28 protein-coding genes are annotated in these 26,905 nt (G+C 37.4%); 14 read left to right on the top strand and 14 right to left on the bottom strand.

Going from position 1 to position 26,905, the window contains the following annotated elements; genetic code table 11:
• The first annotated feature begins 51 nt into the window (after nt 1–51).
• From IW15_RS17650 to IW15_RS17610, 9 genes are all read left to right on the top strand, one after another.
• Nucleotides 52–1,068, top strand: a complete 1,017-nt coding sequence (locus IW15_RS17650) for a sulfite exporter TauE/SafE family protein (RefSeq protein WP_228384394.1) — start codon at nt 52–54, stop codon at nt 1,066–1,068.
• Nucleotides 1,069–1,120: 52 nt separating this feature from the next.
• The gene (locus IW15_RS17645; protein ID WP_084681472.1) at nt 1,121–2,383 is read left to right on the top strand and encodes a TolC family protein; all 1,263 of its coding nucleotides are present in this window, start codon (nt 1,121–1,123) and stop codon (nt 2,381–2,383) included.
• Nucleotides 2,384–2,386: 3 nt separating this feature from the next.
• A complete protein-coding gene (locus tag IW15_RS17640) occupies nt 2,387–3,313 on the top strand; it encodes an efflux RND transporter periplasmic adaptor subunit (protein ID WP_034714025.1) in 927 nt (308 codons plus the stop codon).
• 94 nt (nt 3,314–3,407) lie between these two features.
• Nucleotides 3,408–6,446 (top strand): efflux RND transporter permease subunit, encoded by a 3,039-nt coding sequence (locus IW15_RS17635; RefSeq protein ID WP_034714023.1) that lies wholly within the window; start codon nt 3,408–3,410, stop codon nt 6,444–6,446.
• Nucleotides 6,447–6,456: 10 nt separating this feature from the next.
• The gene (locus tag IW15_RS17630; RefSeq protein WP_034714021.1) at nt 6,457–7,476 is read left to right on the top strand and encodes a YncE family protein; all 1,020 of its coding nucleotides are present in this window, start codon (nt 6,457–6,459) and stop codon (nt 7,474–7,476) included.
• Between the two features lie 133 nt (nt 7,477–7,609).
• A complete protein-coding gene (locus IW15_RS17625) occupies nt 7,610–8,200 on the top strand; it encodes an HD domain-containing protein (RefSeq protein ID WP_051882173.1) in 591 nt (196 codons plus the stop codon).
• Nucleotides 8,201–8,223: 23 nt separating this feature from the next.
• The gene (locus IW15_RS17620) at nt 8,224–9,021 is read left to right on the top strand and encodes a phosphatase PAP2 family protein (protein WP_034714019.1); all 798 of its coding nucleotides are present in this window, start codon (nt 8,224–8,226) and stop codon (nt 9,019–9,021) included.
• A gap of 19 nt (nt 9,022–9,040) precedes the next feature.
• On the top strand, nt 9,041–9,460 hold the full coding sequence (locus IW15_RS17615) for an EamA family transporter (RefSeq protein ID WP_034714017.1): 420 nt from the start codon (nt 9,041–9,043) through the stop codon (nt 9,458–9,460).
• A 158-nt stretch (nt 9,461–9,618) separates the two neighbouring features.
• Nucleotides 9,619–10,170: a DNA-3-methyladenine glycosylase I gene (locus IW15_RS17610; RefSeq protein ID WP_034714014.1), complete on the top strand. Its 552-nt coding sequence runs from the start codon at nt 9,619–9,621 to the stop codon at nt 10,168–10,170.
• Nucleotides 10,171–10,289: 119 nt separating this feature from the next.
• Here the strand turns inward: IW15_RS17610 and IW15_RS17605 are convergent, their stop codons facing one another.
• Nucleotides 10,290–11,300, bottom strand: a complete 1,011-nt coding sequence (locus IW15_RS17605) for a TQO small subunit DoxD (protein WP_051882171.1) — start codon at nt 11,298–11,300, stop codon at nt 10,290–10,292.
• A gap of 53 nt (nt 11,301–11,353) precedes the next feature.
• On the bottom strand, nt 11,354–11,728 hold the full coding sequence (locus IW15_RS17600; protein ID WP_034714012.1) for a hypothetical protein: 375 nt from the start codon (nt 11,726–11,728) through the stop codon (nt 11,354–11,356).
• A gap of 311 nt (nt 11,729–12,039) precedes the next feature.
• On the opposite strand from IW15_RS17600, the gene IW15_RS17595 reads away from it, so the two are divergent.
• Nucleotides 12,040–12,558, top strand: coding sequence for an antibiotic biosynthesis monooxygenase (locus tag IW15_RS17595; RefSeq protein ID WP_034714010.1), 519 nt, complete (start codon nt 12,040–12,042; stop codon nt 12,556–12,558).
• Nucleotides 12,559–12,602: 44 nt separating this feature from the next.
• Here IW15_RS17595 and IW15_RS17590 read toward each other — a convergent pair whose 3' ends face one another.
• Both IW15_RS17590 and IW15_RS17585 read right to left on the bottom strand, forming a co-directional pair.
• Nucleotides 12,603–13,244, bottom strand: a complete 642-nt coding sequence (locus IW15_RS17590) for a hypothetical protein (protein ID WP_131368592.1) — start codon at nt 13,242–13,244, stop codon at nt 12,603–12,605.
• A gap of 19 nt (nt 13,245–13,263) precedes the next feature.
• Nucleotides 13,264–13,632, bottom strand: coding sequence for a winged helix-turn-helix transcriptional regulator (locus IW15_RS17585; protein WP_034714006.1), 369 nt, complete (start codon nt 13,630–13,632; stop codon nt 13,264–13,266).
• A gap of 90 nt (nt 13,633–13,722) precedes the next feature.
• On the opposite strand from IW15_RS17585, the gene IW15_RS17580 reads away from it, so the two are divergent.
• Entirely contained in the window at nt 13,723–14,253 is a 531-nt protein-coding gene (locus IW15_RS17580; protein ID WP_034714005.1) for an NAD(P)H-dependent oxidoreductase, read from the top strand.
• 20 nt (nt 14,254–14,273) lie between these two features.
• Here IW15_RS17580 and IW15_RS22625 read toward each other — a convergent pair whose 3' ends face one another.
• The 6 genes from IW15_RS22625 to IW15_RS17560 form a co-directional block, all read right to left on the bottom strand.
• The gene (locus tag IW15_RS22625) at nt 14,274–14,507 is read right to left on the bottom strand and encodes a hypothetical protein (protein WP_131368591.1); all 234 of its coding nucleotides are present in this window, start codon (nt 14,505–14,507) and stop codon (nt 14,274–14,276) included.
• Entirely contained in the window at nt 14,504–14,986 is a 483-nt protein-coding gene (locus IW15_RS17575; RefSeq protein ID WP_034714004.1) for a hypothetical protein, read from the bottom strand. Before IW15_RS17575 ends, IW15_RS22625 begins: the two co-directional genes overlap by 4 nt.
• 21 nt (nt 14,987–15,007) lie before the next feature.
• Nucleotides 15,008–16,030 (bottom strand): HEAT repeat domain-containing protein, encoded by a 1,023-nt coding sequence (locus IW15_RS17570; RefSeq protein WP_034714003.1) that lies wholly within the window; start codon nt 16,028–16,030, stop codon nt 15,008–15,010.
• A 52-nt stretch (nt 16,031–16,082) separates the two neighbouring features.
• Nucleotides 16,083–16,259, bottom strand: a complete 177-nt coding sequence (locus IW15_RS22880; RefSeq protein ID WP_165585220.1) for a hypothetical protein — start codon at nt 16,257–16,259, stop codon at nt 16,083–16,085.
• A 39-nt stretch (nt 16,260–16,298) separates the two neighbouring features.
• A complete protein-coding gene (locus tag IW15_RS17565; RefSeq protein WP_034714001.1) occupies nt 16,299–17,885 on the bottom strand; it encodes a patatin-like phospholipase family protein in 1,587 nt (528 codons plus the stop codon).
• A 190-nt stretch (nt 17,886–18,075) separates the two neighbouring features.
• Nucleotides 18,076–18,975, bottom strand: a complete 900-nt coding sequence (locus IW15_RS17560) for a magnesium transporter CorA family protein (protein WP_034713999.1) — start codon at nt 18,973–18,975, stop codon at nt 18,076–18,078.
• A 72-nt stretch (nt 18,976–19,047) separates the two neighbouring features.
• On the opposite strand from IW15_RS17560, the gene IW15_RS17555 reads away from it, so the two are divergent.
• Nucleotides 19,048–20,070, top strand: coding sequence for a 3-oxoacyl-ACP synthase III family protein (locus tag IW15_RS17555; RefSeq protein ID WP_034713997.1), 1,023 nt, complete (start codon nt 19,048–19,050; stop codon nt 20,068–20,070).
• Nucleotides 20,071–20,174: 104 nt separating this feature from the next.
• Here IW15_RS17555 and IW15_RS17550 read toward each other — a convergent pair whose 3' ends face one another.
• Complete coding sequence (locus IW15_RS17550; protein ID WP_034713994.1) at nt 20,175–21,332, bottom strand: thioredoxin family protein; 1,158 nt, start codon at nt 21,330–21,332, stop codon at nt 20,175–20,177.
• A 280-nt stretch (nt 21,333–21,612) separates the two neighbouring features.
• Between IW15_RS17550 and IW15_RS17545 the strand changes: the two genes are divergently transcribed.
• Nucleotides 21,613–23,202: an AraC family transcriptional regulator gene (locus tag IW15_RS17545; protein ID WP_165585219.1), complete on the top strand. Its 1,590-nt coding sequence runs from the start codon at nt 21,613–21,615 to the stop codon at nt 23,200–23,202.
• 311 nt (nt 23,203–23,513) lie between these two features.
• The gene (locus tag IW15_RS17540) at nt 23,514–24,407 is read left to right on the top strand and encodes a hypothetical protein (protein ID WP_034713990.1); all 894 of its coding nucleotides are present in this window, start codon (nt 23,514–23,516) and stop codon (nt 24,405–24,407) included.
• Between the two features lie 101 nt (nt 24,408–24,508).
• Here IW15_RS17540 and IW15_RS17535 read toward each other — a convergent pair whose 3' ends face one another.
• From IW15_RS17535 to pruA, 3 genes are all read right to left on the bottom strand, one after another.
• A complete protein-coding gene (locus tag IW15_RS17535; protein ID WP_034713988.1) occupies nt 24,509–24,718 on the bottom strand; it encodes a hypothetical protein in 210 nt (69 codons plus the stop codon).
• A 122-nt stretch (nt 24,719–24,840) separates the two neighbouring features.
• Nucleotides 24,841–25,050 (bottom strand): hypothetical protein, encoded by a 210-nt coding sequence (locus tag IW15_RS17530; RefSeq protein WP_034713986.1) that lies wholly within the window; start codon nt 25,048–25,050, stop codon nt 24,841–24,843.
• A gap of 168 nt (nt 25,051–25,218) precedes the next feature.
• Nucleotides 25,219–26,844, bottom strand: a complete 1,626-nt coding sequence (gene pruA, locus IW15_RS17525) for an L-glutamate gamma-semialdehyde dehydrogenase (protein ID WP_034713984.1) — start codon at nt 26,842–26,844, stop codon at nt 25,219–25,221.
• Nucleotides 26,845–26,905 lie beyond the last annotated feature (61 nt).

Below are 26,905 nucleotides of genomic sequence, written 5' to 3'. Positions count from 1 at the left end.
ACAATGAAGTGTAATCCTTTTATTTAGAACATGATCTTAAAAATTGTCCTTTTGTTCTCAGCAACAATTGTAGCCTTTTGGATAAGTGCCATTTGTGGCGGTGGAGCAAGCCTTATTTTAATCCCGATATTAAATCTATTATTACCCGGTTCTGTAGTTCCTTTTTCATTAACCATCGGGACTTTTACCAGCTCGGTATCCAGAATTGCGGTTTTCAAAAAACATATCAACTGGAAAATATTCTTCTGGTTTGTTCCCTTTTCCATTCCTGCCGTTTTGTTGGGAGCTTATCTCATTAAATATATAAATCCCAATTATTTACAGCTGATTGTTGCTTTATTCCTTGTTGCCAATGTACCTCAGCTATTTAAATCTCAAAAAGCAGAAGAAAAAGAAGAAAAACCCTATCCTGAATATATTCTGGCCATTGTAGGTTTTTTAGCGGGTTTTGTTTCAGGAATTACAGGAGCTATCGGGCTTTTGTTCAATCGGTTTTATTTAAAATTTGGTCTTAAAAAAGAAGAAATTGTAGCTACCAGGGCTGCCAATGAAATATTTCTGCATCTTATAAAGCTGGGAATCTATATTGCTTTGGGATTATATTCCAATATGGCATTATGGTTAGGCTTAACAATAGCGGTTGCCACGATCATTTCATCTTATACCATACAATATATCCTTCCTTATCTGAGTGAGCATGTGTTCAGAAAGATTGGGTACGGTGCGATGGTAATTTCAGGGATTACATTACTTGTAGGAACTTCTGATACAATCATCAAACAGGATAAAATTGCTTTTGCGTCGGTTCAGAATAATGTCAAAAAAGAATCTGTTATCTCCTGGAGAAATACAGATCTCGTCCTGGAATATACTTTTGACGATGGGATGGAAATAGAAAGACCCATTCAGTCCAGTGAATTACCTGATCATCTTCAGGAAAAATACAAGGAACTTAAAAAAGAATACGATATGATCCAGCTGGAAAAAGTATTTGTTTTCAGGAAGAAGCCCAGTTACGAATTCTATTGCTATAAAAAGGGTCAGATTACAAAAATTGAAATGCAGTAATTCAGGATTTCTACAAAATCACATTGCATCTTTACCCTATAATTTATAGAATATGGATACTTTTCGTACCTATCTCATGCGCGGTTCATTGTTGTGGATATTATTTCTGGGCTTTTGTACACTCCATGCACAGTCCAATACTCTTTCCCATTTTCTTACCACAGCCCAGGCGAACAGTCCGCTTCTCAACGATTATAATAACCAGGTCATTTCTAACCGGATTGACAGTTTAAAATTAAGAGCGACATATGGTTTTATTGTAACAGGGGAGGGTACAGCAGGATATTCTCCCAATATTAAAGGTTGGGGATACGATAATGCACTCACCAACGGGCAATCGCTTTTTGCAGGCGTAAGAGTCGCTAAAGAATTCATCAGCCGGAACAATCTCAACACCCGGCTGGCAGGGGTGAATGCAAGTATAGCACAGGTGCTGGCACAAAAAAATATCAGTCTTCAAACGCTTAATAAGCAAATTACCGATCAGTATATTGCTACCTATGCAAGCCAGCAGCAATACAATGTCAGTAAAGAAATTATTCATCTGCTGGACCAGGAAGATATTGTTCTGAAAAAACTCACTCAGGCTGCTGTTTTTAAGCAGACAGATTATCTCACCTTTAAAGTTACCCTTCAGCAAAACGAATTGACGCTCGAACAACAAAAAGCCGACTGGCAGAATAATTATTCCCTGTTGAAATACTTGTCCGGAATCACCGATAATACTTTCGAACCAGTGGAAGAACCTCAGTTTAAAGAAACGCTCGACCCTGCTTCTTTTGATGAAAGCATGTACACAAAAGCCTTTCAAGCGGATAGTATAAAATTATCCAATGATGCAAGGATTATTCAATATGATTACAAACCAAAGATTACAGCCTTTTCTGATAGTGGGTATCAGTCCTCCTTTACCACAACTCCTTATAAAAATTTTGGAATGAGTGTCGGTGTTGGAGTTACCATCCCGATTTATGACGGGCATCAGAAAAAAATGTTGTTACAGCAAAATGAATTATCGCTGCAAACCCGCCAGAAATATCTTGAGCAGACAAAAAGACAATATCAGCAACAAATTCTGCAGGTAAGAAACCAGATGGAACAGTATGATAAAATGATAAGAATGGCCAATCAACAAATGACGTATGCCAAAACTTTAGTCGAAGCCAATGCCAAACAGCTTCCGACAGGAGATGTAAGAATGGTGGATTTTATTCTGTCCATTAATAATTTACTCAGCCTTAAAGGGAATATTATCCACTATACTACCACTTTACTGAATCTGAAAAACCAACTGCAATACCTAATCATTCAATAAATTATGAAAAAAATAATCGCCCTTTGTATCATCTTTTTTGTGGTTTTCAGCTGTACAAAAACGGCAGAAAATGCTGCGCCAGCTACTTCTGAGCCGGATGCAAAACCTAAGACACTCGTCACTGTAGCATATCCGTCTGATACAGCCCAGCTCAACACTATGATTACACTTAACGCTACTGCAACATATCTGTTAAAATCTGATGTAAAAGCCAACAGCAACGGTTATATCACAAAAATGACTATTAAACTGGCAGACCGTGTCGGGAAAGGAAGTGTGCTTTTTGGGTTGCAGACAAAAGAAGCGAGAGCACTGGGAAATACCATTAATAAACTCGACCCGTCTTTCCGTTTCAGTGGTGCGACAACAGTAATAAGTCCTGCAACGGGTTATGTAGCCATGCTTAATCATCAGATCGGAGATTATGTACAGGATGGAGAAGTATTGGCAACCATTACCGATGCGGGCAGTTTCGGATTTGTGGTAGATGTACCGTATGAATACCTCCAGATCATCAAAAATAAAGGTTCATTACCGGTTACTTTACCTGATAATACGGTTTTACAGGGGAAAATTACAAAAGTAATGCCTTCTGTGGATGCGGTTTCCCAAACCGTGAAAGTTTTGCTGCAGGTTTCAGAGCATACGATTCCTGAAAACCTGATTGGAACGGTACGTTTTTCCAAAACCTCAGCATACGGATTATCAGTACCGAAAATGGCGGTGGTAAGCGATGAAGCTCAGTCCTCTTTCTGGGTAATGAAGTTAATTAACGATACAACCGCCGTAAAAACAGTCATTGATAAAGGAGCAGAAACAGATCAATATATTCAGATAAAATCCGGGAATATCACAACAAAAGACAGAGTGATTGTCTCAGGAAATTTTGGATTGAGTGATACCGCAACCGTGAAAATACAAAAACCTTAATCTGATGAAATAAGCCATTGAAATCTCGTCGATTTATAACAAAATTTACTTTGGCAGATTCCATTTGGAAATTTAAAAAAATAGATAACTACAAATGAAAAAGTCCTTTTTCGTAACCTATAAAAGTCCTTTGCTGGTCTTGATTTTCCTGATACTGGCGGGTGGGATTTATTCCTATACCAAAATTCAGTCGGCTTTATTTCCACAGATCACCTTCCCGAAAATAAAAATCATTGCCGATGCGGGGCAGCAGCCTGTGAATCAAATGACAGTCGGAGTCACCAAAGTGTTGGAAAATGCCGTAAAAAGAGTTCCGGGTCTGCAGGTTTTGAAAAGTACAACCAGCCGGGGGAGCTGTGAAATTTCTGCCTTTATGGATTGGAATGTGAATGTAGATCTTTCAAAACAGCAGATAGAAAGCAGCATCAATGAAGTTCGGAATCAATTGCCGGCTGATGTCAATATTTCTGTTGAAAAAATGAATCCATCGATTCTTCCCGTAATGGGATATTCTTTAAACTCTGGTTCAAAAGATCCTATTGAACTGAAACAATTGGCCCTTTATACGATCAAACCCTTTCTTTCCCAGGTTCCGGGAGTCAGTGAAGTGAGAATTATCGGCGGACAAGACAAAGAGTTTCGTGTGGTGATGAATCAGGCGATGATGGCAAGACTGGGAATTACTCCGGCTTCAGTGGAGCAGGCGATTAACAATACCAATTTCATTAAATCCAATGGATATTCCTCAGATTTCAGATACCTCTATTTAACCCTTACAGATGCACAGATTCGGAACGAAAGCCAATTGAAAAATCTTGTCGTGAGCAATAACGGCAACCGAATCATTTTGTTGAGTGATATTGCCCAAATCAATGTTCACAACGCAAAACAATACATTAAAGTTAATGCCAACGGACAGGAAAGTATTCTGATTGCAGTCATTCAGCAGCCTAATGCAAACGTTGTTGATCTCAGCAAATCAATGGAAGCAAAAATTGCCGAGCTGCAAAAAACATTACCAAAAGATATTGTCTTAAAACCTTATTATGTTCAGGCCGATTTCGTCAATGACTCCATTAAAAGTGTAACAGATGCTTTGTGGATCGGATTGGTTTTAGCCATTATTGTAGCTGTTATTTTCCTCCGTTCCTGGAAGGCAAGTGCGGTTATTTTAATTACCATTCCGATTACGTTAAGTCTTACGATGCTTGTTTTGTACACGACGGGACAGACGTTTAATATTATGACATTAGGAGCCGTTGCGGCTGCCATCGGTTTGATCATTGATGATGCAATTGTGGTGGTAGAACAAATTCACCGGACGCATGAGGAACATCCTGAAGAATCTTCAAAAACATTGGTGCAGAAAGCGATTAATTATCTTTTGAAAGCAATGGTGGGTTCGTCACTCAGTACTATTGTAATATTTTTACCTTTTATGCTGATGAGCGGTGTTGCCGGAGCTTATTTTAAAGTAATGACCGATACGATGATTATTACCCTGATCTGTTCCTTTTTTGCCACCTGGATTTTATTACCCGTTGTTTATTTATTACTATCCTCCGGAAAGAAAAAAGAAAAAAAATTACAGCATCATGATGTAAAAGAAAGAAAATGGGTGGGATTTTTTATCAGGAAACCCTTATTCAGTTACACTTTTATTTTAATCCTGATTATTTTAACGGCTATTATTCTCCCCAATATCAGTACCGGATTTTTGCCGGATATGGATGAAGGAAGCATTGTTTTAGACTATAATTCTCCTCCGGGAACCTCCCTCGAAGAGACAGATAGAGAATTAAAAGAAGTTGAAAAAATTATTACGTCCACGCCTGAAGTTCAAGCCTACAGCCGGAGAACAGGAACTCAAATGGGATTTTTCATTACTGAACCGAACCGGGGTGATTATTTAATTCAGTTAAAAAAAGACAGAAATAAAACCACGAATGAAGTTACGGACGACATCCGCGCAAAAATTGATGCTTCAGGGTTACCGTTGACAGTTGATTTCGGACAGGTCGTTACCGATATGCTCGGTGATCTGATGAGCAGTGTTCAGCCCATTGAAATTAAAGTTTTCGGAACGGATCAGAAAGTCATTGAAGAATATTCAAAAAAGATTGCTGCTATTGTAAGTAAAGTCAATGGTACAGCCGATGTATTCGACGGAATCGTGATCGCGGGACCCTCCATGGTTGTTACCCCGAAACTGTCTGTTCTGGCACAGTATAACATTTCCTTACCCGACTTTCAGAACCAGTTACAGGCTAATTTAGACGGGAATGTTGCAGGAAATATTTTTGATAATGTTCAGTATACGCCGATACGGTTATTATACAACGAAAAAAGCAACCAGTCTTTTAGTGATCTCAATAACAGTATGATCGCTTTACCCAACGGGACGCTGAAACCTTTAAACGAATTTGCCACTGTAAATATAATAACAGGTTCTGCCGAAGTTAACAGAGAAGATTTACAGACGTTAGGCATTGTAACAGCAAGGCTGGATAACGGAAATCTGGGTGGAACCATCCAGGAAATTCAGCATCAGATTGATCAGAAAGTAAAATTGCCAAGCGGTTATTCTGTGGTGTACGGCGGCGCTTATGCAGAGCAGCAGCAGTCATTTAAGGAATTGCTTATTATTTTGGTCGTTTCCAGCTTACTGGTTTTTTCTGTGATGCTGTTTTTATTCAGGAATGTCCTGGTTGCGCTTATTATCTTATTGATATCGGTTTTGGGACTTTCGGGAGGAATTGTGTTACTGTATGTAACCAACACTCCTTTGAATGTCGGAAGTTATACCGGACTCATTATGATGGTTGGAATAATCGGGGAAAATGCCATTTTCACCTATCTGCAATTCCACGAAAGTTTAGCCACGAAAACTAAAGAACAGGCTGTGATTTATGCGATCAGCACAAGGCTTCGGCCGAAATTAATGACCGCATTGGGTGCTATCATTGCCCTTATGCCTTTAGCATTGGGAATCGGAACAGGAGCACAAATGCATCAGCCTTTGGCCATTGCCGTGATCGGTGGATTCATCGTTGCGCTGCCGCTTTTACTCATCGTTTTGCCAACATTACTCAACAAAATCAATCTAAAACAGGAAGAAATAAACAACCCATAAATTATTAAAAATGAAAACAAAATCTTTCATCATTGCAAGCGCATTTGTATGCTTTTCACTGAATGTGTCAGCTCAGAAAATGACTTCAGCAAATACAATTAAGACCTTCAAAATAGGAGGAAACAGTGACAGCTGGGACTATTTGACTGTAAATCCGACAAACAATTTACTGTATGTAAGTCACGGAACTAAAGTCAATGTTTTAAACAAAACGACAGGTGAAAATCTTGGGGAAATTGAAGGAACAACAGGCGTACACGGCATCGCATTTACTCCAAATTTTACCAATGGATTTATTACCTGCGGTAAATTAAATTCTGTAAAAGTATTTGATAGTAAAACAAATCAGGTTACAGCAGAAATCCAGGTCGGACAAAATCCGGATGCCATTTTCTACGAAACTTTCTCTAAAAAACTGATAGTCTGCAACGGAAAAACCAATAATATAAGTGTGATCGAACCCGAAAATAATACGGTTGTGCATACCATTGACGTTGGTGGAAAACCGGAAACTGCCGTGAGCAACGGTAAAGGGAAAATATTCGTGAATATTGAAGATAAAAATGAAATTGTTGTTATCGATGCTAAAAGTTTCACGGTAATCCATCACTGGAATCTGGATAAAGAAGAAGGTCCTTCCGGCCTTGTGATTGACACAAAAACGAACAGGCTGTTCAGTACTTGTGATAAAATGTTGGTGATATTAGATTCCGAAACGGGAAAACTGATCAAAAAAATGCCTATCGGAGATGGTTGTGACGGTGCCGTTTTCGATGATGCAACCAATACGATTTATACTTCAAATGGGGAAGGAAATATCTCGGTCATTCAGGAGAAAAATGCAAATCAGTTTGTAGCGCTCAACAATATTACGACTAAAAAAGGCGCACGTACCATTGCATTAGACAACTCAACACACGATTTGTATTTACCAACAGCCGATTTTGATGATAAAGAAAAAGACAGCCGCGGAAGACCTAAAATCAAAGAAGGAACATTTCAGGTTCTTGCAGTGAAAACAACTAAGTAAAGTACTGGGGTTACATCATATAAAAAAATAAAAATGTATTCCTCAGGACTAAAAATTCAAAATTTATTCTAAATCATAACGGAATATTGTAAGATCAATTAAAGGGTAATAGTTCAAAAGGAGATTGAAAATCATGGAAAATATAATAGAAGCTGTGAGCAGATATGTAGTTGTATTTCTTTCTGAAAACCTTTCGGAGCATCTTTCCTTTCACAACATCGAACATACCTATGATGTGGTGAGGGCAGCAGGGGAAATTGGCATGCAGTGCAGTTTTAGTCAGGAAGAAATGCAGATCGTACAGGTGGCCGCATGGTTTCATGACTGCGGATATGTAAATGCTTATATAGGTCATGAACAAGAAAGTAAAAAAATAGCAAAGGCTTTCCTGGAAAGTTATGGCTGTAAAGAAAGCTTTATTGAAGCCGTTCTCTGCTGTATTGAGTCTACAAAATATCCTCAAAATCCATCTTCTTTAACTGAAAAAGTAGTTTGTGATGCAGATCTGTACCATCTCACCAAACCCAGTTACGCTAAGTATGAAAGAGCACTGAGAAAGGAATTTGAAAAATATCTGGGACTGTGTTATACAAATGAAGAATGGCAGAAAGAAAACTGCAATTTCCTTACTCATCATCAGTTCCATACAGACTATGGCCGGAAAATACTGGCGAAGTTTAAAGAAGTTAATCTTCAGTTTTTGAATTGCTCAGAATACATCTAACATCCACTAATACACAGACTATCATGTCAAAATATACTTACAAAATAGCTGCCGCTTATATTATCTTACTATCGGCGTGTGGAAAATTTTCTGCACAAAATACGATGGATACCCTGCAGGTTCAGGAAACAAAACAGGACAGTACAGCAGTATTGGCTCCTGAAAAAAGCCACCTGAATTATAAAAGTCTCATCGTGCCCGCAGCCTTTATCGGGTATGGGGTGGCCAGTCTATCGGTGAAAAAGCTTAAGCAGATTAATTTTTCCACCAGAGATGAAATTAATGAACATAAACCCGACCATATCAAGCTTGATAATTATACACAGTTTGCCCCTGCCGTTTTGGTGTATGGATTAAATGCTGCGGGTGTTCAAGGGAAGCATAATTTCAAAGAAAGAAGTATCATTTATGGCACTTCAATGCTTATTACATCTGCCATTACCATTCCTTTAAAGCATATAGTGAAAGAAGAAAGACCAGATCAATCCAATAACCTATCATTTCCTTCAGGCCATACTGCCATAGCTTTTGCATCTGCCCAGTTTATGTTCAGAGAGTATAAGGATACTAATTTCTGGCTGGGAATTTCAGGGTACTCTTTTGCAGTATTTACAGGGGTATACAGAATGTTGAATGATAAACACTGGGTAGGAGATGTGGTAGCCGGAGCGGGTTTCGGAATTCTTTCAACAGAACTGGCGTATTGGCTGTATCCTAAAATCAATACAATGTTGGGCGGTAAAAATAAAAATACAGCAATGATGGTCATGCCGTTTTACCAGAATAAAAGTGTAGGAATAGGTCTTGTAAAAACTTTTTAATTAACTTTAAATTAAAAATATGTGGTTCTATTATGCATTATTATCGGCATTATTTGCTGCGTTTACCGCTGTTTTTGCCAAAATGGGAGTGTCCGGCAACATCAATTCTAATCTTGCAACCGGTATTAGAACCATTATCATTCTTGTACTGGTTTGGAGTATTGTATTCATTAATGGGGAAGCCAAGCAGATAAGTTCACTATCAAAAACAAATATCATTTTTCTTGTGCTGTCAGGAATTGCTACCGGATTATCGTGGTTGTTTTATTTTAAAGCATTACAAATCGGGAAAGTATCACAAGTTGCTGCGGTAGATAAATTAAGCGTAGCCATTGCCATCATTTTATCAGTGCTTTTTTTCAAAGAATCTTTAACATTAAAAACGGTAATCGGTGCTGTACTGATTATCAGTGGAACGATTTTATTTGCATTCAAATAAATGAAAAATCCCTGTGAAAATATATCTATTTAATTCGGTACTTATTTAAATATAACTCTATTTTTGTTAATGTTATTGAATGGGATACTATTTCATAAGTATATGGAAAGGATACCTTTACAGACAGTATTTTTAATTACAACAGAAAATTTACGGAAATGAGCTATTGTTCAGCAATACAGGGAATGCAGCCTGAAAGCAGAAAGGAACTTCATAAAAATTACCACGACAATCATTATGGTTTTCCGATCCATGATGACGATGAGTTGTTTGGAAGGCTGATTATGGAGATCAACCAGGCAGGATTGAGCTGGGAAACGATCCTTAAAAAAGAAGAAAGCTTCAGAAAGGCATATGATAATTTTAGCATTGATACCATTGCCGCTTATACAGAAGAAGACCGGGAAAGACTTCTGAATGATACAGGCATCATCAGGAATAAATTAAAGGTAAATGCTGCCATAGAAAATGCCAGAACAGTCCAGGAACTGCAGAAAGAATTTGGATCTTTTGAAAAATGGCTGGAGCATTACCATCCCATGACACTTCCGGAATGGATGAAATTATTTAAGAAAACCTTCAAATTTACAGGCGGGGAAATCGTTAACGAATTTCTGATGAGTATAGGATTTCTAAAAGGATGCCACGACGAAAGCTGTCCTGTCTATGAAGACGTACTGAAGCATGATCCGATGTGGAACCGAAAATAAATCTTTTACTTCCGTATAAAAATATTAAAAAAATGCTCCGGCTCCATTCTTAGTCTGAAAGATACTGAATGGAACCAGAGCATTGCTTGTTTTTCCCCCCTTACTTGCTTAAAAAAGCCTTATTCTGGATGGATTTCTGTGGTCCATTCAATACCGCTGATATCGATCAGTTTCAGGCTCTGAGCGGTTTCAGGATGATCCAGGCTGAGTGTAATATCTGCTTTGGCACCCAATGGAATAATCATGCTGTGCTTCCCGGGCTTTACTTTGGCTACATAATGATTGTGAATGTTTTCTTTCGGAAATGTTGAAAGTTCCTTCTGATTGATTTCTTTGATAATACCTCCATTTTTATCCAGTACATGAATTCCGATCAGGAAAGATCCGTAAACATCCGCGCCTTCTGTTCTGTACACCTCAAATGTTAAAGTCGAATGATCAAGAGAAATAGCAGAGATTTCAAGCTTTGGTTTTACCGATTTATTATGCAGGGTTCCCCAAACTCCGCCATGGAAATATTGGTTGGTGAAAAGCGTAAGTCCGAAAATAATTATGGATCCGGCTAACACAAAAACCTTAGGCTTCCATACTGGGAGGGGACCTGATCCCAGCCATGAAAACCATTTTTTATGAGTAAAACTCTTATTGTTTTTCATACAATAATAGTCCAGTGAGTAGGGTCCGCTTCCCGTAAGAAAAAGTACAAATCCACCTGCGATTCCCAGGACACCGATCTGCCATTCGTCCACGCAGGTTGTTCCCAGCCAGCCGGATCCCAACAGGATTCCCAAGGCAAGACTGAAAATTCCGATACTCATTAACCTGGTCATAAGTCCCAGAATAATACATAATCCTACGACTGCTTCGATAATGGTAAAAGTCATCATAGATCGCTGTAAGGCATCCGGATGGGTGACAAGATATTCTATAATAGGTTTGATGCCTAACGCGTTGGGAAGGAAATGGTTAAATTTTTCTCCAATATATCCGCTTTCATCAGGAGTTAATTTGTTTTCAAGGACCAGCCTTCGCCAGAAAGCTGAAAAATAAGTCCATCCGATCACCATTCGGATCGATAAAGTATATAAGCCGGCCAGATCAGAAGCCCGATCTGTTGTTGTATGTTTCATTGAAATTGATATTTTACGGTAAATGATTGATTTTAAAAATGATTTTGAATGAACTAAACCAGATTTAATTTCAATTTTTTAAATAAAATATACTTCGGCGGACTGTTGCCTGTGGTATGACCGGAATAATGATTGTAGTTAATTTTTTCTTCCTCTGAAGCCTTCGTCATAGAAGATGTGTGAAAAACAAATCCGGTATTTTTCAGTTGACGGACCGTTTTTGGAGTGGAAACTTTTGGGGTGGAAATCGCAGTAGAAGTTTCGCAGTTCAGCCCTGAAGAAGCCGTTGCCTTTACTTTGTTTAAAGTACTGAAATGCTGGATGTCAAAAATACCGAGCAGATCTCTTTTAACAGAGCATGGAGATAATGCAAATGCCAAAACCAGTATCGTTACGATAGTTTTATAGGTTTTTATATGGATATTCATTCTCGACATCTTTACAAAACTACTGTTTTTTAAGGCAAAGCCTGTATTTTATTCTTTAATTTTCTTCAAACTATATATTATTAGTGTTGGGTAATTATATACCGTTTTACATTCATCCTGCTATCTTCTTCTTATTATGACTCTGTCATTCTGAATGTAACATAGTGAAATGAAGAATCTAAGCGATCATGAGATTCTTCATTCGTCAGAATGACAATGGTGTAAAATTGTATAGAGTCGCCTAATATTTTATAGTAATAGTTAATTAAAAGTTCCCTTCTTTTTTTAATTTTATATAAAAATTGATTTCCATGCCAATTCATGTTGCCATTACCCGAAAAGTTATCCCCGGAAAAGAAGCCGAATTTGAAGCTGCATTACAGGATTTTTTAGGAAAATCCTTTGTGTATGACGGAGTACATGGAGCGATGATGATTACTTCGCTGAAAGAAGATGGCAAAAATGAAATCGGAATTCTCCGGACTTTTAAAGATGAAACCGAGAAAAATGCATTTTACGACTCTGAATTGTTTAAACAATGGGAGGAATATGCCAGTACCCTTACTGAAGATACTGTTTACCGTGATCTTACAGGATTGGAAGCATGGTTCCGGTCACCGGGAGCACCGCCGCGATGGAAGATGGCTGCAGCCACCTTATGTGGTGTTTTTCCTACCAGTCTTTTTCTCAACTTTACGATTGGACATTGGACAAAAGACTGGAATCCGGTATTGAGAATATTGATCATTGCAGCTTGTATGGTTGGAATACTTACCTGGGTGGTGATGCCGTTTATCACGAAAGCAATGAAGGGATGGCTGAAGAAATAACAAGATAAACGAGCCTATACCAGTGTTTAATCAATATTCGAGCTCTATAAAACTATTTTGAATTCATTTTTGATTAGTTCTATTAATTCCTTGAATGAAAGGAGCTCATCAACAGTTGGATATATCTTCAGATAAGATTCAGGATTATCATATTCAAACTCATTTTCTCTTCTTCCTGCCTTGATTTTCACATAATAAGTGATCCCATCCATGATCATTGTATTGCTGGTTGTAGAAACAATTTCGCCGTCCTCTATCTGATAATTTTTATTTCTCTTTTGTAATTTATACTTAAAATCTTCCCATTTTGGAAGATCCAGAATATACGTATCAAGAATTGACATCCAGATTAATTCCATATTTTTTAATGAATTTAATTTGGATTTTCTAATTCTGATTTTAAGTTTATCCTGACTTTCTCTTGATGCAATTGTTGTAAAAAGATCTGCTTTCCAGGTATCATTGGAATCCTGATATAATCTAAATAGCTCTAATTCTGTTGATGTAGCAGCTTTTTTATAGATTCTGACTTCATACTCATGAAAAGAAAGATTATCAATTTTTAGGATTTTATCATATTCATTTATGGTTTGGCCCCAAACAAATGAAGAAAGTAGCAGACACAAAAGCAGGGTTATAATCCGCCTTGTTCTCGCAGGTATAATGATTAAATCATGTTGTATCATGGAAGACTTATTTTTAAAGTTATTTCCTCTCATTCATCATCTCCTTATGCTCATTTCCCCATTTTTCCAGCGTTTCAATAATGGGTTGAAGCCTGTAGCCAATAGAGGTCAGCTCATATTCAACGCGGGGCGGAACTTCTGCAAAAACAGTTCTGGTGACAATTTTATTGTCTTCCAGTTTACGGAGCTGGAGGGTAAGCATTCTTTCTGTAATCGTTGGGATTTTCTTTCTGAGCTCTCCAAACCGCATTTTACCGTTAATTAAATAGCAGCAGATCGCAAGAGACCACTGTCCGCCGATAATATGGGAGGCATAGAGCTCGGGACATTCATCAGCAAGAGCTTTTTTATTGGCAAAATTCGTTGAGGTTTCCTTTATTTTAGTCATTACTTACCTTTTTTATAGTACCATACAATTGGATGCTAATGTACGAAATGTAAGTTACATGAATTATTTTTGCAGTACTAATTTAAAAGAATGAAGACATTAATCATCGCAGTGCATCCTCATATGGAGAATTCTCTAATCAATAAAAGATGGATAGAAGAATTAAATAAATACCCTGAAAAATATACAGTACATCAATTATATGAAGCGTATCCCGATGAAAAAATAGAGGTGGAAAAAGAGCAGGAACTTATAGAATCGTATGATAACATCATCTTCCAGTTTCCTTTTTATTGGTTCAGCAGTCCGCCGTTGCTGAAAAAATGGTTTGATGAGGTATTGCTGTATGGCTGGGCTTATGGAAGTAAAAGCGGCTACAAAGCAGGCGGAAAGAAAATATCACTGGCCATAACTGCCGGAATAGATGAAGAAGGGTACAGCAAATCCGGAAAATATAAATACACGATGGAAGAACTAACAAGACCTTTTGAACTGACTTTTGACTATATCAAAGCCGATTATAAGCCACCTTTTGTCTATTATGGAATTGAAACAGATTCTTCTGAAGAATGGATCGAAAAAAGCGTTCCGGAATATCTGAATTTTATAGACGCTTTATAGCCGTCCATAATTAGTAAGTATTAGTAATGATCCTTTTTATTAACCAGGTAAATTGTCATTCCAATGGTGGTGAAGAGAATTCCTACTATGAAAAAAGGCAGACACAAAATTAAGCAAAGCTCTGCAAGCTTGACGATAATAGGATTGAAATCTCCTGTTGCGGTAAACATTCCTATTGCTGTTAAAAACATAATAACAGAAATAGGAATTATCGCGATTCCGGGATAGAAAAAGTATTTATGTAGGGACTTCATTTCTGATTATTATATTTGTCAGTGAATTTTTGTAAATCTATAGCCTGTTCTTTAAAGTATTCTTTGAATTGATTGGATAGATTTTCATCTTTAAATTTTAAAATGGTATATCCACTGTCAAATGCAATAATTTCTAAAAAAGATTCCGGAATTAAATACTCATTACTTTTCCATACCTTTTCATCTTCAGCCGAAAGAGTTGAAATAAGACGAAGATCTAAATTGGTATTTTTGGGAATAGCCGAGATAATGCCCCAAATAATTTGAATTTGTGACTGATAAAGGGTTTCAAACTGTTCATGATTCAATAAGAAATAGTCATGTTGATAATCAATGGGGATTTTGTTTCCATTGGGCATATATTCAAAATCTGTTAAAATCCAGTCATAATCAGTAAGATCATTCCAGATGGGTTGTAGCGTTTCCTTTAGGTTAGTATGAAATTTTAGTATTTCTGTACTTCGGATAATCCAGTTCATTGGTTAGATACATTTAATTTTTTAATCAACAGAGTTTCCATCTTCCAATCCTTTTTTTATCAGTTTCTTATTTTCTTGGGTAGTAAGAATAGAATTGGGATTGTCCTGTAGGGTTGCAGCAGTCCAATATCTGACTGTTGAACTGGGGTTTTTTAATAAATCAAGCATGATGCGTACACTTTCATCATCATTCCTTTCCTGCAGGGCTCTTACCAATTCCGCCAGAACACTCTTATTCTTTATATTTCGGAGGGCATTGTGAAGGTCTTTAAGCACTTCATCACTTGCAATCAGCGGTTGGCTGGAGACAGAAAAATAATAATCTTTCGGCGGATTTTTTATTTGTATTACCGAAAGCCAGAGTTTGATATTCTCTATATTTTTAGATTGAAAAAGAGCATTCATCATATCTTCATCAAATGCTTTTTTAGTACTGACCGCTGAAGCAATATATGCTCTGTCTTCTTTTGTGGGGCTGTTGGCTAGTGCTCGTAAAGAAATATTTCTAACTTTTTGATCTTGTAATAAGGGTTGAACCAATGGGAGAACATGAGGCAGTTGAAGTTCCCCCAATGTATAAATGGCATATCCCTTAAGGTTAATATCCCAGTTTTTTACAGCATTTCTTACCAACTCTTCTGTTTTAGGAGTATTCCCGGTTAAGGATAAAATTTGTACCGCTAATATTTTAGACTTATCATCATTACTGTCAATTTTTTTATAAGCTGTGCTTTGCAAAGAATCTTTGTTAAGTTTAAAATACATAGGAAGCATATGCGCATCACCAAAATCTTCATTTTTTACCAGAAAATCGAATAGCTCATCTGTATGATGGGTTTGTAAACTCAATAAAGCCATGCCGGACCATAGAAGAGTGCCCGGCGTATTTTCTGTTTTAATTTTTTCCAACAGCAGCTGCTCTTTAGAATGATCCTGAGCAGAGGCAACCAATAAATAAGAAAAAATCCTTTGGTTTTGATTTTGAGATCCCAACAGACGGTCAATATTTTGTGTGTAAAGAGGATCTTCTTTAAAGGTAAGCATAGAATAATCACTTGGATTACTTCCTTCTAATGCTGAAATTAATTGTGTAGTATCAGTATGTGGTGTTAAAATAAGAGGATAATCCCTGAATAATGTATTTAAGTTGCTCTTCAGTAAACTCTGTATCTATTGCTTTTTCAAAATCCTTCCTGAATTCTTTTATGGTTTTTTCCTGAGCAGATAAAAATGTAATTGCTATGAGAAAGCTGAGGATGATTATTTTTTTCATTTTCACGGATTTTGAAGCGTTAAAAATACTCAAAATTCCTTATCCTACCGTAGGTGTATCTGCTTCCTTCAATATTTTTTTCTCTTTCATTGAAAGCATCATGCGTTCATATTTGTACTTTTCCCAGTCGAATTGGTTAAGAAAATCCAAGGCTGCATGAAATCCCCTGTTGAAAAGATCTTCTTTTTCTTCCCTTTTCATGAAAAAATTCAGCCAGCTGCTCGTTCCGCAGTTGACCGTTTGTATACTGAACAATTGGTAAAAGCTATGTTTGGTCAGGAACGATTTATCATTAAAGCCTTTCAGTGTACCGATGATATTCCCGGCGTAGGAAAACGGCGTTTTCATAATTTGTTCACTGGTTTTAATTTTTTCAGCACTGATTTCAGAATCACTGGTTAATTGTATTCCAAATAAAGGCAATCTCGGATAAAAAACATCACTCGCATGAAAAAGGTCAATCGGAAAATTCGAAATACTGCCGCCATCTATAAAAACTCCGGCAGGGTAGATGTCTTCTGGTTTTGTATTCATCCAGAATTTCCAGGCATACTTCACCGAATTGTCATCTTTATCGATCCTCTTCTGGAAAGGTTCAAAAAAGAAAGGTACGGATATCGAAGTGCGTACAAATTCTGCCGGGCTGACGTGTTTCAACTCTTCTTCAGACCAATATAAATTGGCCATCGTAGGAAGCTCAACCTTTATTTTGGCATTGATATCAGTGGTAATGACAATATATTCTGATTTTAGCTGATAGAAAGGATTGTTTTTATAATAATCGTTATTCACAGCACTTTCATAGAATATTTTATAGCGGGTTACATCAATATGTTCCAGATTCGCAGCTTTGATTTTTTCTATACTGGCCAGAGCCAACGTATAATATTCGTGGCCGTTTCCATAACGGTAATTGAGGTTGAGGTCATATTCTTTTTGGATGAATTTTTCGTTGAGATTGGCAACTGTTTTTACTCCGAAGCCATCCAAAATGTCTTTCATGGTATGTAAAAGAACATCTCCCGGGTTAAGGCCGCTGTTTTGTTTTTTAAAATCAGTGTAAAACTTTTTCAAGCAGAAAAAAGCAATAATAGCCGGGATCAGCGGAATCAAAAAAAGGAGCTTGGCCTCCAACGTCGTTTTTGAAGGAGTCGCAAAAGGAATAATAACCAGAATAATCATAATAACTGCTAATATAACAGCATTGATTTTCAGGAAATTTTTATTGTTAAGCATAGAATGAAGCGTCGTCCTTACATAAGGTTTGCCGTCCATAAAATCAGCGAAATTCAGATTGAAAAGAACATCTTTGATCACTTCACTTTTGGCCTCTTCTTTTGTTTTGCAGGCAGCAATCAACATGGTATTGATTGCTCCCGCACTGGTTCCTGCTACTTTCAAAAAACGGATGCCAAACATTTCCAAACCATAAAGATATCCCACCAATGCACTTCCCCAGACTCCGCCACCTTCCTGTACAAATTCTACATACTGGTTTCCGTGGTGGTCTAAAAGATCAGAAAATTCTTTGAGCGAAATATTCTCATGCAAGGCTTTCAGCTTTTCTTTAGAAGCGTTGGACAGGACATCTTCCTCCAGAATTTTAGTAAGAATATCAGTTTTCATGGGCTGTGAATTGGTTATTGGTTGTCAGTTGATGGTTTTCGGTTGTTGGTTTTTAGTATTTGGTGTTGTTTTTTTAGTGTTTAGGTCTTGTCTCTTATTCTCTGTTCTCTGTTCTTCATTCTCTATCGTCAAATATCTAATATCTGATATCTGGTGTCTGACATCTAAAATCTAAAATCTAAAATCCCATCTACCACTGCTTTCTTCTTGCATAAATAAAGGTACAAACCACAATAAGTGCCATGAAACCTAAGGTGAGGAAATATCCGCTTTTATGATGCAGTTCCGGCATATTATCGAAATTCATCCCGTACACCCCTGCAATAAAGGTAATGGGTAAAAAGTAAACCGAGTAAATGGCCAGTACTTTCATCACCTGGTTGGCTTTCTGATCAGAGAGGGCCAGGAACATCGAAATAAGGTTGGTGATCTGCAGGTTTAAATGATCGAAATCGGCGACAACATCTTTGTGTTTATCTTTTAAATCCACCACTTCAGAATCCTGAAGTCCCAGCAGTTTAAATTTATCCACTGCATCTGTAGAAATGGTCAGAACACGGGAATTAAGCCCGGATTTTCTTTTTAATTTGTATAATCTTCGGATCTGAGTCGTATGATTGGTGTTTTTCAGGAAAATTTCGTTTTCTATATTATCCATAGTTTCCATTAAGCTTATGGCTTCGTCATCGAAACTTTTCATAATAAGCAGGGCAATCATTAAAGCAATTTTTTCAGCGGCAGTGTCTTTCTGTAAAGCGGAAAGCTGTTTCTTGGTTTCGGCAATGCTGCGGGTTTTCATCCTGTGGATGGTAATAATGGTTTTATCTACCAGAAAAATCCCGATTTTGGTACTGATATCGCTGATGGTATTCAGATTTTTCCTTTCCAGCTCCGTACTTTCGCGAAGGAGAAAGAACTTTACTCCTCCGTCTTCTTCGTATTTGGGAAGGTGGTTGGGATCTAAAGTATCTTCCAGCATGAGGTTATTGATTTCATATCTTTCATGAAGAAATTTCAAATCCTCTATTGTAGGGGATTCTACGTCTACCCATTCGCAGTGGGAATCTCGGTATATAGTGTCGATCGGCATAAAGTAAAAATACTAATATTTTGAAATGCTATGTTTTAAATAATTTTATCTTTGTCAAAATTAAAAAACTATATGATTAAAAGTGCAATAAAAGGAATCGGATTTCATGTGCCGGATAATGTTGTTACGAACGATGATTTAGCAGAATTAATGACCACCAATGACGAATGGATTACGGAGCGAACGGGTATTAAGGAAAGAAGACACAGGAAAAATAGAAATGATGCACAGGAAACGACAGCATATTTAGGGTTCAGAGCCTCTGAAAAAGCTTTAGAAAGTGCAGGTTTAACCCCTAAAGACATAGATTATATTGTTTTTGCCACCCTTTCTCCTGACTATTACTTTCCGGGATGTGGAGTATTGCTTCAGGATATGCTGGGCTGCGATACCATTGGTGCTTTAGATGTAAGAAACCAATGTTCCGGTTTTGTCTATGCGGTGAGTGTTGCCAATGCCTTTATCAAATCAGGAACGTATAAAAATATTTTAGTTGTTGGAGCGGAAGTCCACTCTTTTGGATTGGATTTTTCTGATGAAGGAAGGGGAGTTTCTGTAATCTTTGGAGATGGTGCAGGAGCGATTATCCTTTCTGCAACCGAAGATGAAAATGCAGGCGATATTTTAGCCGTTAACATGCACTCTGAAGGAAAGTATGCAGATGAACTGTGTACGCAGTTCCCGGGATCTAAGTACGGATGGAGCGACAGGATGAGAAAAGAGCCTGAAAATGTGACCAATAAAGAAGTATATCCTATTATGAATGGAAACTTCGTATTCAAACATGCGGTAACAAGATTCCCTGAAACCATGCAGGAAGCTTTAGATAAAGCCGGAAAAACGATTGAAGATCTTGATATGTTCATTCCGCATCAGGCGAATTTAAGAATTGCCCAGTTTGTGCAGCAGAAATTCGGACTTCCGGACGAAAAGATCCACAATAACATCCAAAAATACGGAAATACAACCGCAGCATCTATTCCTATTGCTTTAAGCGAAGCCATTGAACTGGGTAAAATAAAAAGAGGCGATCTCGTTCTTCTTTCTGCCTTTGGAAGTGGATTTACCTGGGGAAGTGTACTGTTCCAGTATTAATATATATATAGGAAGTATCGCAAATTAGTCTTCCAGAACGATAAATAAAAAAGCCGCAGAGATTCTTGAATCTCTGCGGCTTTTTGTGCTGTTATGGTCAATAATTAAAGACTTTTCAATAATTTCTCCGTATCTCCGGAATCCTGACCTGTGCTTTTAGCCAGTTCAATAGATTTTTCCGCCCACATTTTAGCGTTCTTCTTATCGCCTACTTTATTGTAAAGATTAGCCAATGTATCTGTATTGGCATAGTTCTGATCTTTCTTTACAGATTCCTGAGCCCAGGCCACTGCTTTTTCCAGAGAAGATTTTGTGTTTACATTTTCGAAGAAGTTCCATGCTAATGAATTCAGTTCTTCAGAACTTGCAGCACCGTAATCTTTATAAAGTTCCAAAGTAAGCTTCTCGTAAGTCGCAATATCCTTATCCTTTAAGGCTCTGCTGGCTTTTACTCTTTTCAGTGTTTTTTCCGCTTCTTCTTTAGTTAGAAATTTTTGAGATTCAGTCATGAAATAATTGTCATTCCATGTTTTTGTATCTGCATTGTATGATTTTTTAAGAATCGTATTCAGATTGATGTTCTTATCAAATTTGTCATACTTATCACCGATCACTTTAACAATATCAGGCTTTCTTGCTTTGAAGATTTTGTATAATGGGCCTTCTGAACTCTGAGTTCCCGCAAGCAGCATTTGTACGTCTTCCTGATCTAAACTTTCTTTGGACTGGAAATAACGATCCAATACTTTTCCGGAAAATTCTGCATCATTGTACAAGGTAAGTCCTGCAAGGTTCTTTAAAAATTCAGGATCTTTTTCACCGTTTTCAAATTTTTGCTTTAAAGAGGTAAGTCTTTTGTTCGGATCTCCTGCATCTTTTGCAAACTGGATGAAATCATTTTCTTCCACATATCCAAGCGTTCTGTGCACTTCTTCACCATCACCGTTGATGAAAAGGTAAGTAGGGAAGGCCTTAACATTGTATTTTTTGGCTAATCCTATTCCTTCTCCTTTCTCCATGTCTATTTTTGCATTGATGAAGTGGCCGTTGTAGTAATCACCTACCGTTTTCAGAGGGAAAATATTTTTCACCATCAGTTTACACGGTCCGCACCAGGATGCATAAGCATCAATGAATACCAGTTTATTTTCTTTTTTTGCTTTTGCCAGAATAGCGGCAAAATTGCTGTCTTCAAATTTAATTCCCTGCGCAAAGGCCAGGATTCCTATAAATAAAGAAGAGATTATTGCTAATTTTTTCATAAATACTTTTTCTCGTTACAAATGTAATAATTATGTTAATACATCAGTCGTCCCTTAGATAAAATAGTTACGAAAAATCTAAAGGAATGTGAAAAATAATCCATTGTTATGCGAATCTCTGTAATTGAATTCTATAAGTATTGTAATTGTACACTGAAATAATTAATTATTAATAAAACATTACCATAAAAACTAAAATATTCGTAATTTTGCAAAAACTAAAAGACACCAGTGAAAAATGATGAATTATTATAAAATTAAAATAATAATTTATTTTTTTATGTCTAAAAGTTTACTGAAACTTGTGTTTTTGTTGATCACCGCTGTCTCTATTTCTGCTCAGAAGATAAGCCGCTTCGATCAAATCTGTGAAAGAACCTCTGCCTTCGATTCTCATAAAGACCTTTCCAAGGCATTAAAAACTGCAGATTCTTTGTATAAGTCTGCTCAAAATCCTTTGGATGAAGTAAAAAGTTTACTGCTTACCGCACAGCTTTACCACAAAGCAGGTGATTTGAAAAAGTCGCTGTGTTTTGGAGAAAACGCAAATTCTTTAGTCAACCAGATCGATAATCCTGAATGGGCTGCTCATGTAGATATCTTTTTAGCCAGGCAATACCGTCAGGTCAGTCTTTATAAACGATCAAAAAAATATATTCTGATAGGCCTGGACACTGCCCCGCGAATAGCTGACATTCCAAAAAAGCACGAGTTAGTGGGAATTTTAAATCAGGAAATGGCCTATTACGAAATAGAAACCGGGAATTATTCCCAGGCCGTGCTGTATATCGAACGTTCTTTACAGTCTTTTGAAAAAATAAATATAAAAGGGGAAGACAAAACCCGGGCGGCTTCTTACCAGCTGCTGGGAGACATTTATTTTAAACTTGTTGACTATACCGTTTCTGAAAATTATTACCGCAAAGCTGAAGAACTGCTCAAGGAAAAAAGTTCCTGTACCTTGGGATTGGTGTATAATGGATTGGGTGGAATTCGTTTAAAACAGAAAAACTGGAAAGATGCCGACCTTTATTTAAACAAAGCCGAAAGTATTGCCGATACTTCACGAAGTCTGAGGCTTAAAAAAGCGGTGTATTCTAATATCAATGATTATTATGAAGGAACAGGAGACAATTACAAAGCTTCCCTGTATGCCGGAAAATATATGAAAGCCTACGATGGGCTCAGCGCAAGAACCCGTGAATTCGCCGGAACAGTGGAAAACCCATTCAAATCGAATGAAACCAGCGGACCTCTAAATATTGCAAAAAATGCAGTCATCATTATATTATGTGCCGCGTTGATTGGCCTGATCATATCTTTCAGATTAAAACAAAAAAAACAGCATTCAAAATTTAAAAATATCATTCGAACCAGGGTTTATGTTAAAGATTCTCCTCAAAAATTTTTTAACAAACCTGATGATCATGAATTTTCAAATATTTCCGTTGAAGAGATGGATGATACAAATGATGAAAGCACCAGGAAAAGAAACGAACCTATCATGACCTCTGAAACAGAAACCAAATTATTGGAACTTCTTGAGGAGTTTGAAAAAGGAATTCTATACAACAGCAAAAATATGTCATTGCCATTCCTTGCCGGAGAATTAAATACCAATACCAAATATCTTTCCTATGTTATCAATCAGCATAAGAATGCAGATTTCAAAACCTACATCAATCGTCTAAGGATTACTTATATTGTAGACAAGCTGATTAATGATGAGAAATACAGACAGTATAAGATCAGCATTCTTGCTGATGAATGCGGCTTTTCTTCCCATAGTAAATTTGCATCCGTCTTTAAAGCAGTAACTGATTTTTCTCCATCTGCCTACATTAAGCATATCAGCTCTGATAATCAATAAGATCGATCTGTTCATTTTCGTGAAAATCAATATAGAGCTTTTGCCCTAAATCTTTATTTCTTTTCATTTTCCTGAAAACAGACAGCCTATTGTTTCAGGTAATATAGTCGTTGTCATATATTTGCGCCAGCTTTACAGAACGACAATCATACTGCAGTATGCTATAATTTTTCTGGAAAAATATTTCTTTCATAAGATAACTTCTGTACAGCCGACCTAAACACTAAAACTAAGAAACTACTAGCCGGGATAAAATATCTGCCATTATTTTATGCCAACCATGAAACCTTAACTAGTAACAAATTAAACGGATGAAGACAACTTTAACGGTCGTGTTGGCATCTGTATTATCAAGCTATGTCTCCGGGCAGGTGGGAATTAATACAGCTAATCCAATTACGAGTCTGGATATCGTCGCAAAGAGAACCGACGGATCCACAGCTGAGGGAATATTACCCCCAAGGCTTTCAGGAGATGAGATCAAGGCAGGAGATGCTCAATATGTAAACAGCCATGCAGGGACAATCGTCTACGCAACCGCACCTGTCAATGTAGCGAGCAACAAAACAGCTAATCTGACCTCTTCCGGCCTGTATTACTTTGATGGAAATGTCTGGCAGAAAATGATGCCGGGAGATCCCAGAAAATTTAATGTACAAACAGCAGGAGATATTAAAAACTCTGTGCAGGATACCGATCATAACGGCTGGTATTTGCTTAACGGAAGATCAATTTCTTCTCTTCCGGCTGCTGCACAAAATTCTGCATCAGGATTAGGGTTTACTTCAATTCTGCCTGACGCAACAGATAGAATTTTAAAGACAAGAGTCGGAGCTGAGCTTTTAGGAAGTGAAGGAGGAAGTAATCATATATCGATTACCCGTTCCAATCTTCCGGATATTAATCTTATAGGGATTGTGAGTGGTACTGCAGAAAGTGCGGGATCACATGCTCATACTGCTGATGAAGGCGGTTATTTGGTAGGCGGTACCAGTGTAGGAAACAATGGATCCGGTCATTACCAGGGAACTGCTGTTGCTAGCTCATGGGGAGGAGTCGGAATGCTTAACAAGACGTCTACTACAGGAGCACATACCCATTCATTGTCGGGAGTAGCTACTATTCCTACAGGAGGTCAGGGGATGAAACTAGACAACAGGTCTGCGTATTTAGTCGTTAATACATTTATCTATTTGGGTGAATAAGCCTAGGTTAATAGATCTATACCATACAATCGGGGATGATTGCCCGGTTTTTTCAGTCAAGTTTTTTTAAGTGCAAATCCGCAGAATTTTCTGCGGATTTGTTATTTTGTTTTTGTACTGTCTTTTCTACTATTTGCTTTGATAGTGTCTGTAGGAGCATATTCTGAATTGGCTACTGCAGAATCTCCCATTTTATTTCTTAAAGAATCTTTATCGTGCTCGTCTTTAAATTCTTCTCTTTTTTCTTTATTCTGAGCACAGCTTCCTAAAACAAGTACGCCTAAAACGGCTCCGATCCATAGTTTTTTCATAGTAATTTTTTAATGTAATCAAATATAAGAAATATTGATGTTTTTATAGTAGTTTAATGTTTATTCTGCAAAAAAAATCCACAGAACTTTCATCCGTGAATTTCATATTAATAGATTATATTTTATCGGGTTGCGGGAGTAGCTGCAGAATCTACCTTTATCGTATCAGGCTTCATGGTAGCTGTGGCTGCCGTATCTGTGGTTACAGGGGACATTGTTTTACTGGTTGCTGCAGTTGAATCTGTGCTACCGGATGGCATCGAACTTTCCTTTGTTCCGCAGCTTACTGCCAGTAATCCCAGACCTGCGGTTAATAACAATAACTTTTTCATAACAAATTTTATTTTTGGTGTTCTATATAAAGTTCAATAATTATTCCTAATAAGGTTTGTTAACTGCCAAAAAATCAATAAAATAGCTTAAATTTTGTTAATTGTGGCTGTAATCAAAAAAAAGCCCCGAATAACATCCGGGGCTTATACTATGATAATTATTATTGATTATCCTAAATAAGGGTATTTGTAATCTTTTGGAGAAACAAAAGTTTCTTTAATACTTCTTACAGATGTCCATCTTAGTAAGTTCATTTTAGAACCTGCTTTATCATTCGTTCCTGATGCTCTACCACCACCGAAAGGCTGCTGTCCTACCACAGCTCCTGTTGGTTTATCATTGATGTAGAAGTTTCCGGAAGCATTTTCTAATGCCTTGAATGCTTCATTTACCGCATAACGGTCTTGTGCAAATACAGAACCTGTTAATGAATATGGAGAAGAAGAATCTACTAATGCCAATGTTTCTTTCCAGTCTTTATCTTCGTAAACATATAAACTTAAGATAGGGCCGAAAATCTCTTCCACCATACTTTCGTATTGAGGATTAGTTGTTTCAATAACCGTAGGACTTACGAACCATCCTTTTGAATCGTCGCATTTTCCACCGATTACCACTTTAGCTTCACTGGAATTTTGAGCTCTGTCTATATATCCTTTGCATTTTTCAAATGAATTTTTGTCGATAACAGCATTCACGAAGTTAGAAGGATCTTCAGGAGAACCGATTTTAATAGAATTGATCTGAGTTTCCATTACTTTTTTTACATCTTCCCAGATCGATCTTGGAATATATGCTCTGGAAGCAGCAGAACATTTCTGTCCCTGATATTCAAAAGAACCTCTTACCAAAGCAGTTGCTACTGCTTCTACATTTGCAGATGGATGAGCGATAACGAAGTCTTTTCCTCCGGTTTCTCCAACGATTCTTGGATATGTTCTGTAATTATGAATATTATCTCCTATCATTTTCCACATTCCCTGGAAAACTTTTGTAGAACCTGTAAAGTGAAGTCCTGCAAAATCACGGTGAGCTAATACTTTTTCAGCCGTTTCTTTTCCATCTGTAAAGATCATATTGATAACTCCGGCAGGAAGACCTGCTTCTGTTAATACATCCATGATCACCTTTGCAGAATATACCTGCTTGTCGGAAGGTTTCCAAACCACAACGTTTCCAAGCATTGCCATACAAGTCGGAAGGTTTCCGGAAATGGCAGTAAAGTTGAATGGAGTCACTGCAAAACAGAATCCTTCCAATGGTCTGTACTCTACACGGTTCCAGATACCAGCATCAGATACCGGTTGCTCAGAATACATTTCCGTCATAAATTCTACATTGAAACGTAGGAAATCTATGAATTCGCAAGCGGCGTCAATTTCAGCCTGATGTACATTTTTAGACTGGCCGATCATCGTTGCTGCGTTGATTACATCTCTGTAAGGTCCAGCCAATAGATCTGCCGCTTTTAAGAAAATAGCAGCACGGTGCTCCCAGCCCAGTTCATTCCATTCTTTTTTAGCAGCCAATGCTGCATTGATCGCCTCATCTACATGCTGCATCGTTCCTCTATGATAGAATCCGAAGTCATGCTGATGGTCCTGAGGAGACTGAAGCTGTACCGTATCACCGGTTTTTACTTCTTTTCCATTGATCACCATTGGAATTTCTATCTTCTCTGCCCACATTTTTTTGTAGGTTGCGATAAGGCTTTTTACTTCTGGAGAACCCGGAACATAAGAATTTACCGGCTCATTTACTGCAAATGGTACTTGCGAAATTGCTTTGGACATATTTTTATTATTTTATTTAAAGTATGTAGTATACAAATTTACGATAATTAAAGGAAAGAAA

The organism is Chryseobacterium soli (assembly GCF_000737705.1).
In the GTDB taxonomy this organism is placed as follows: Bacteria; Bacteroidota; Bacteroidia; order Flavobacteriales; family Weeksellaceae; genus Chryseobacterium; species Chryseobacterium soli.
This window is presented reverse-complemented; position numbering and strand designations above follow the sequence as displayed.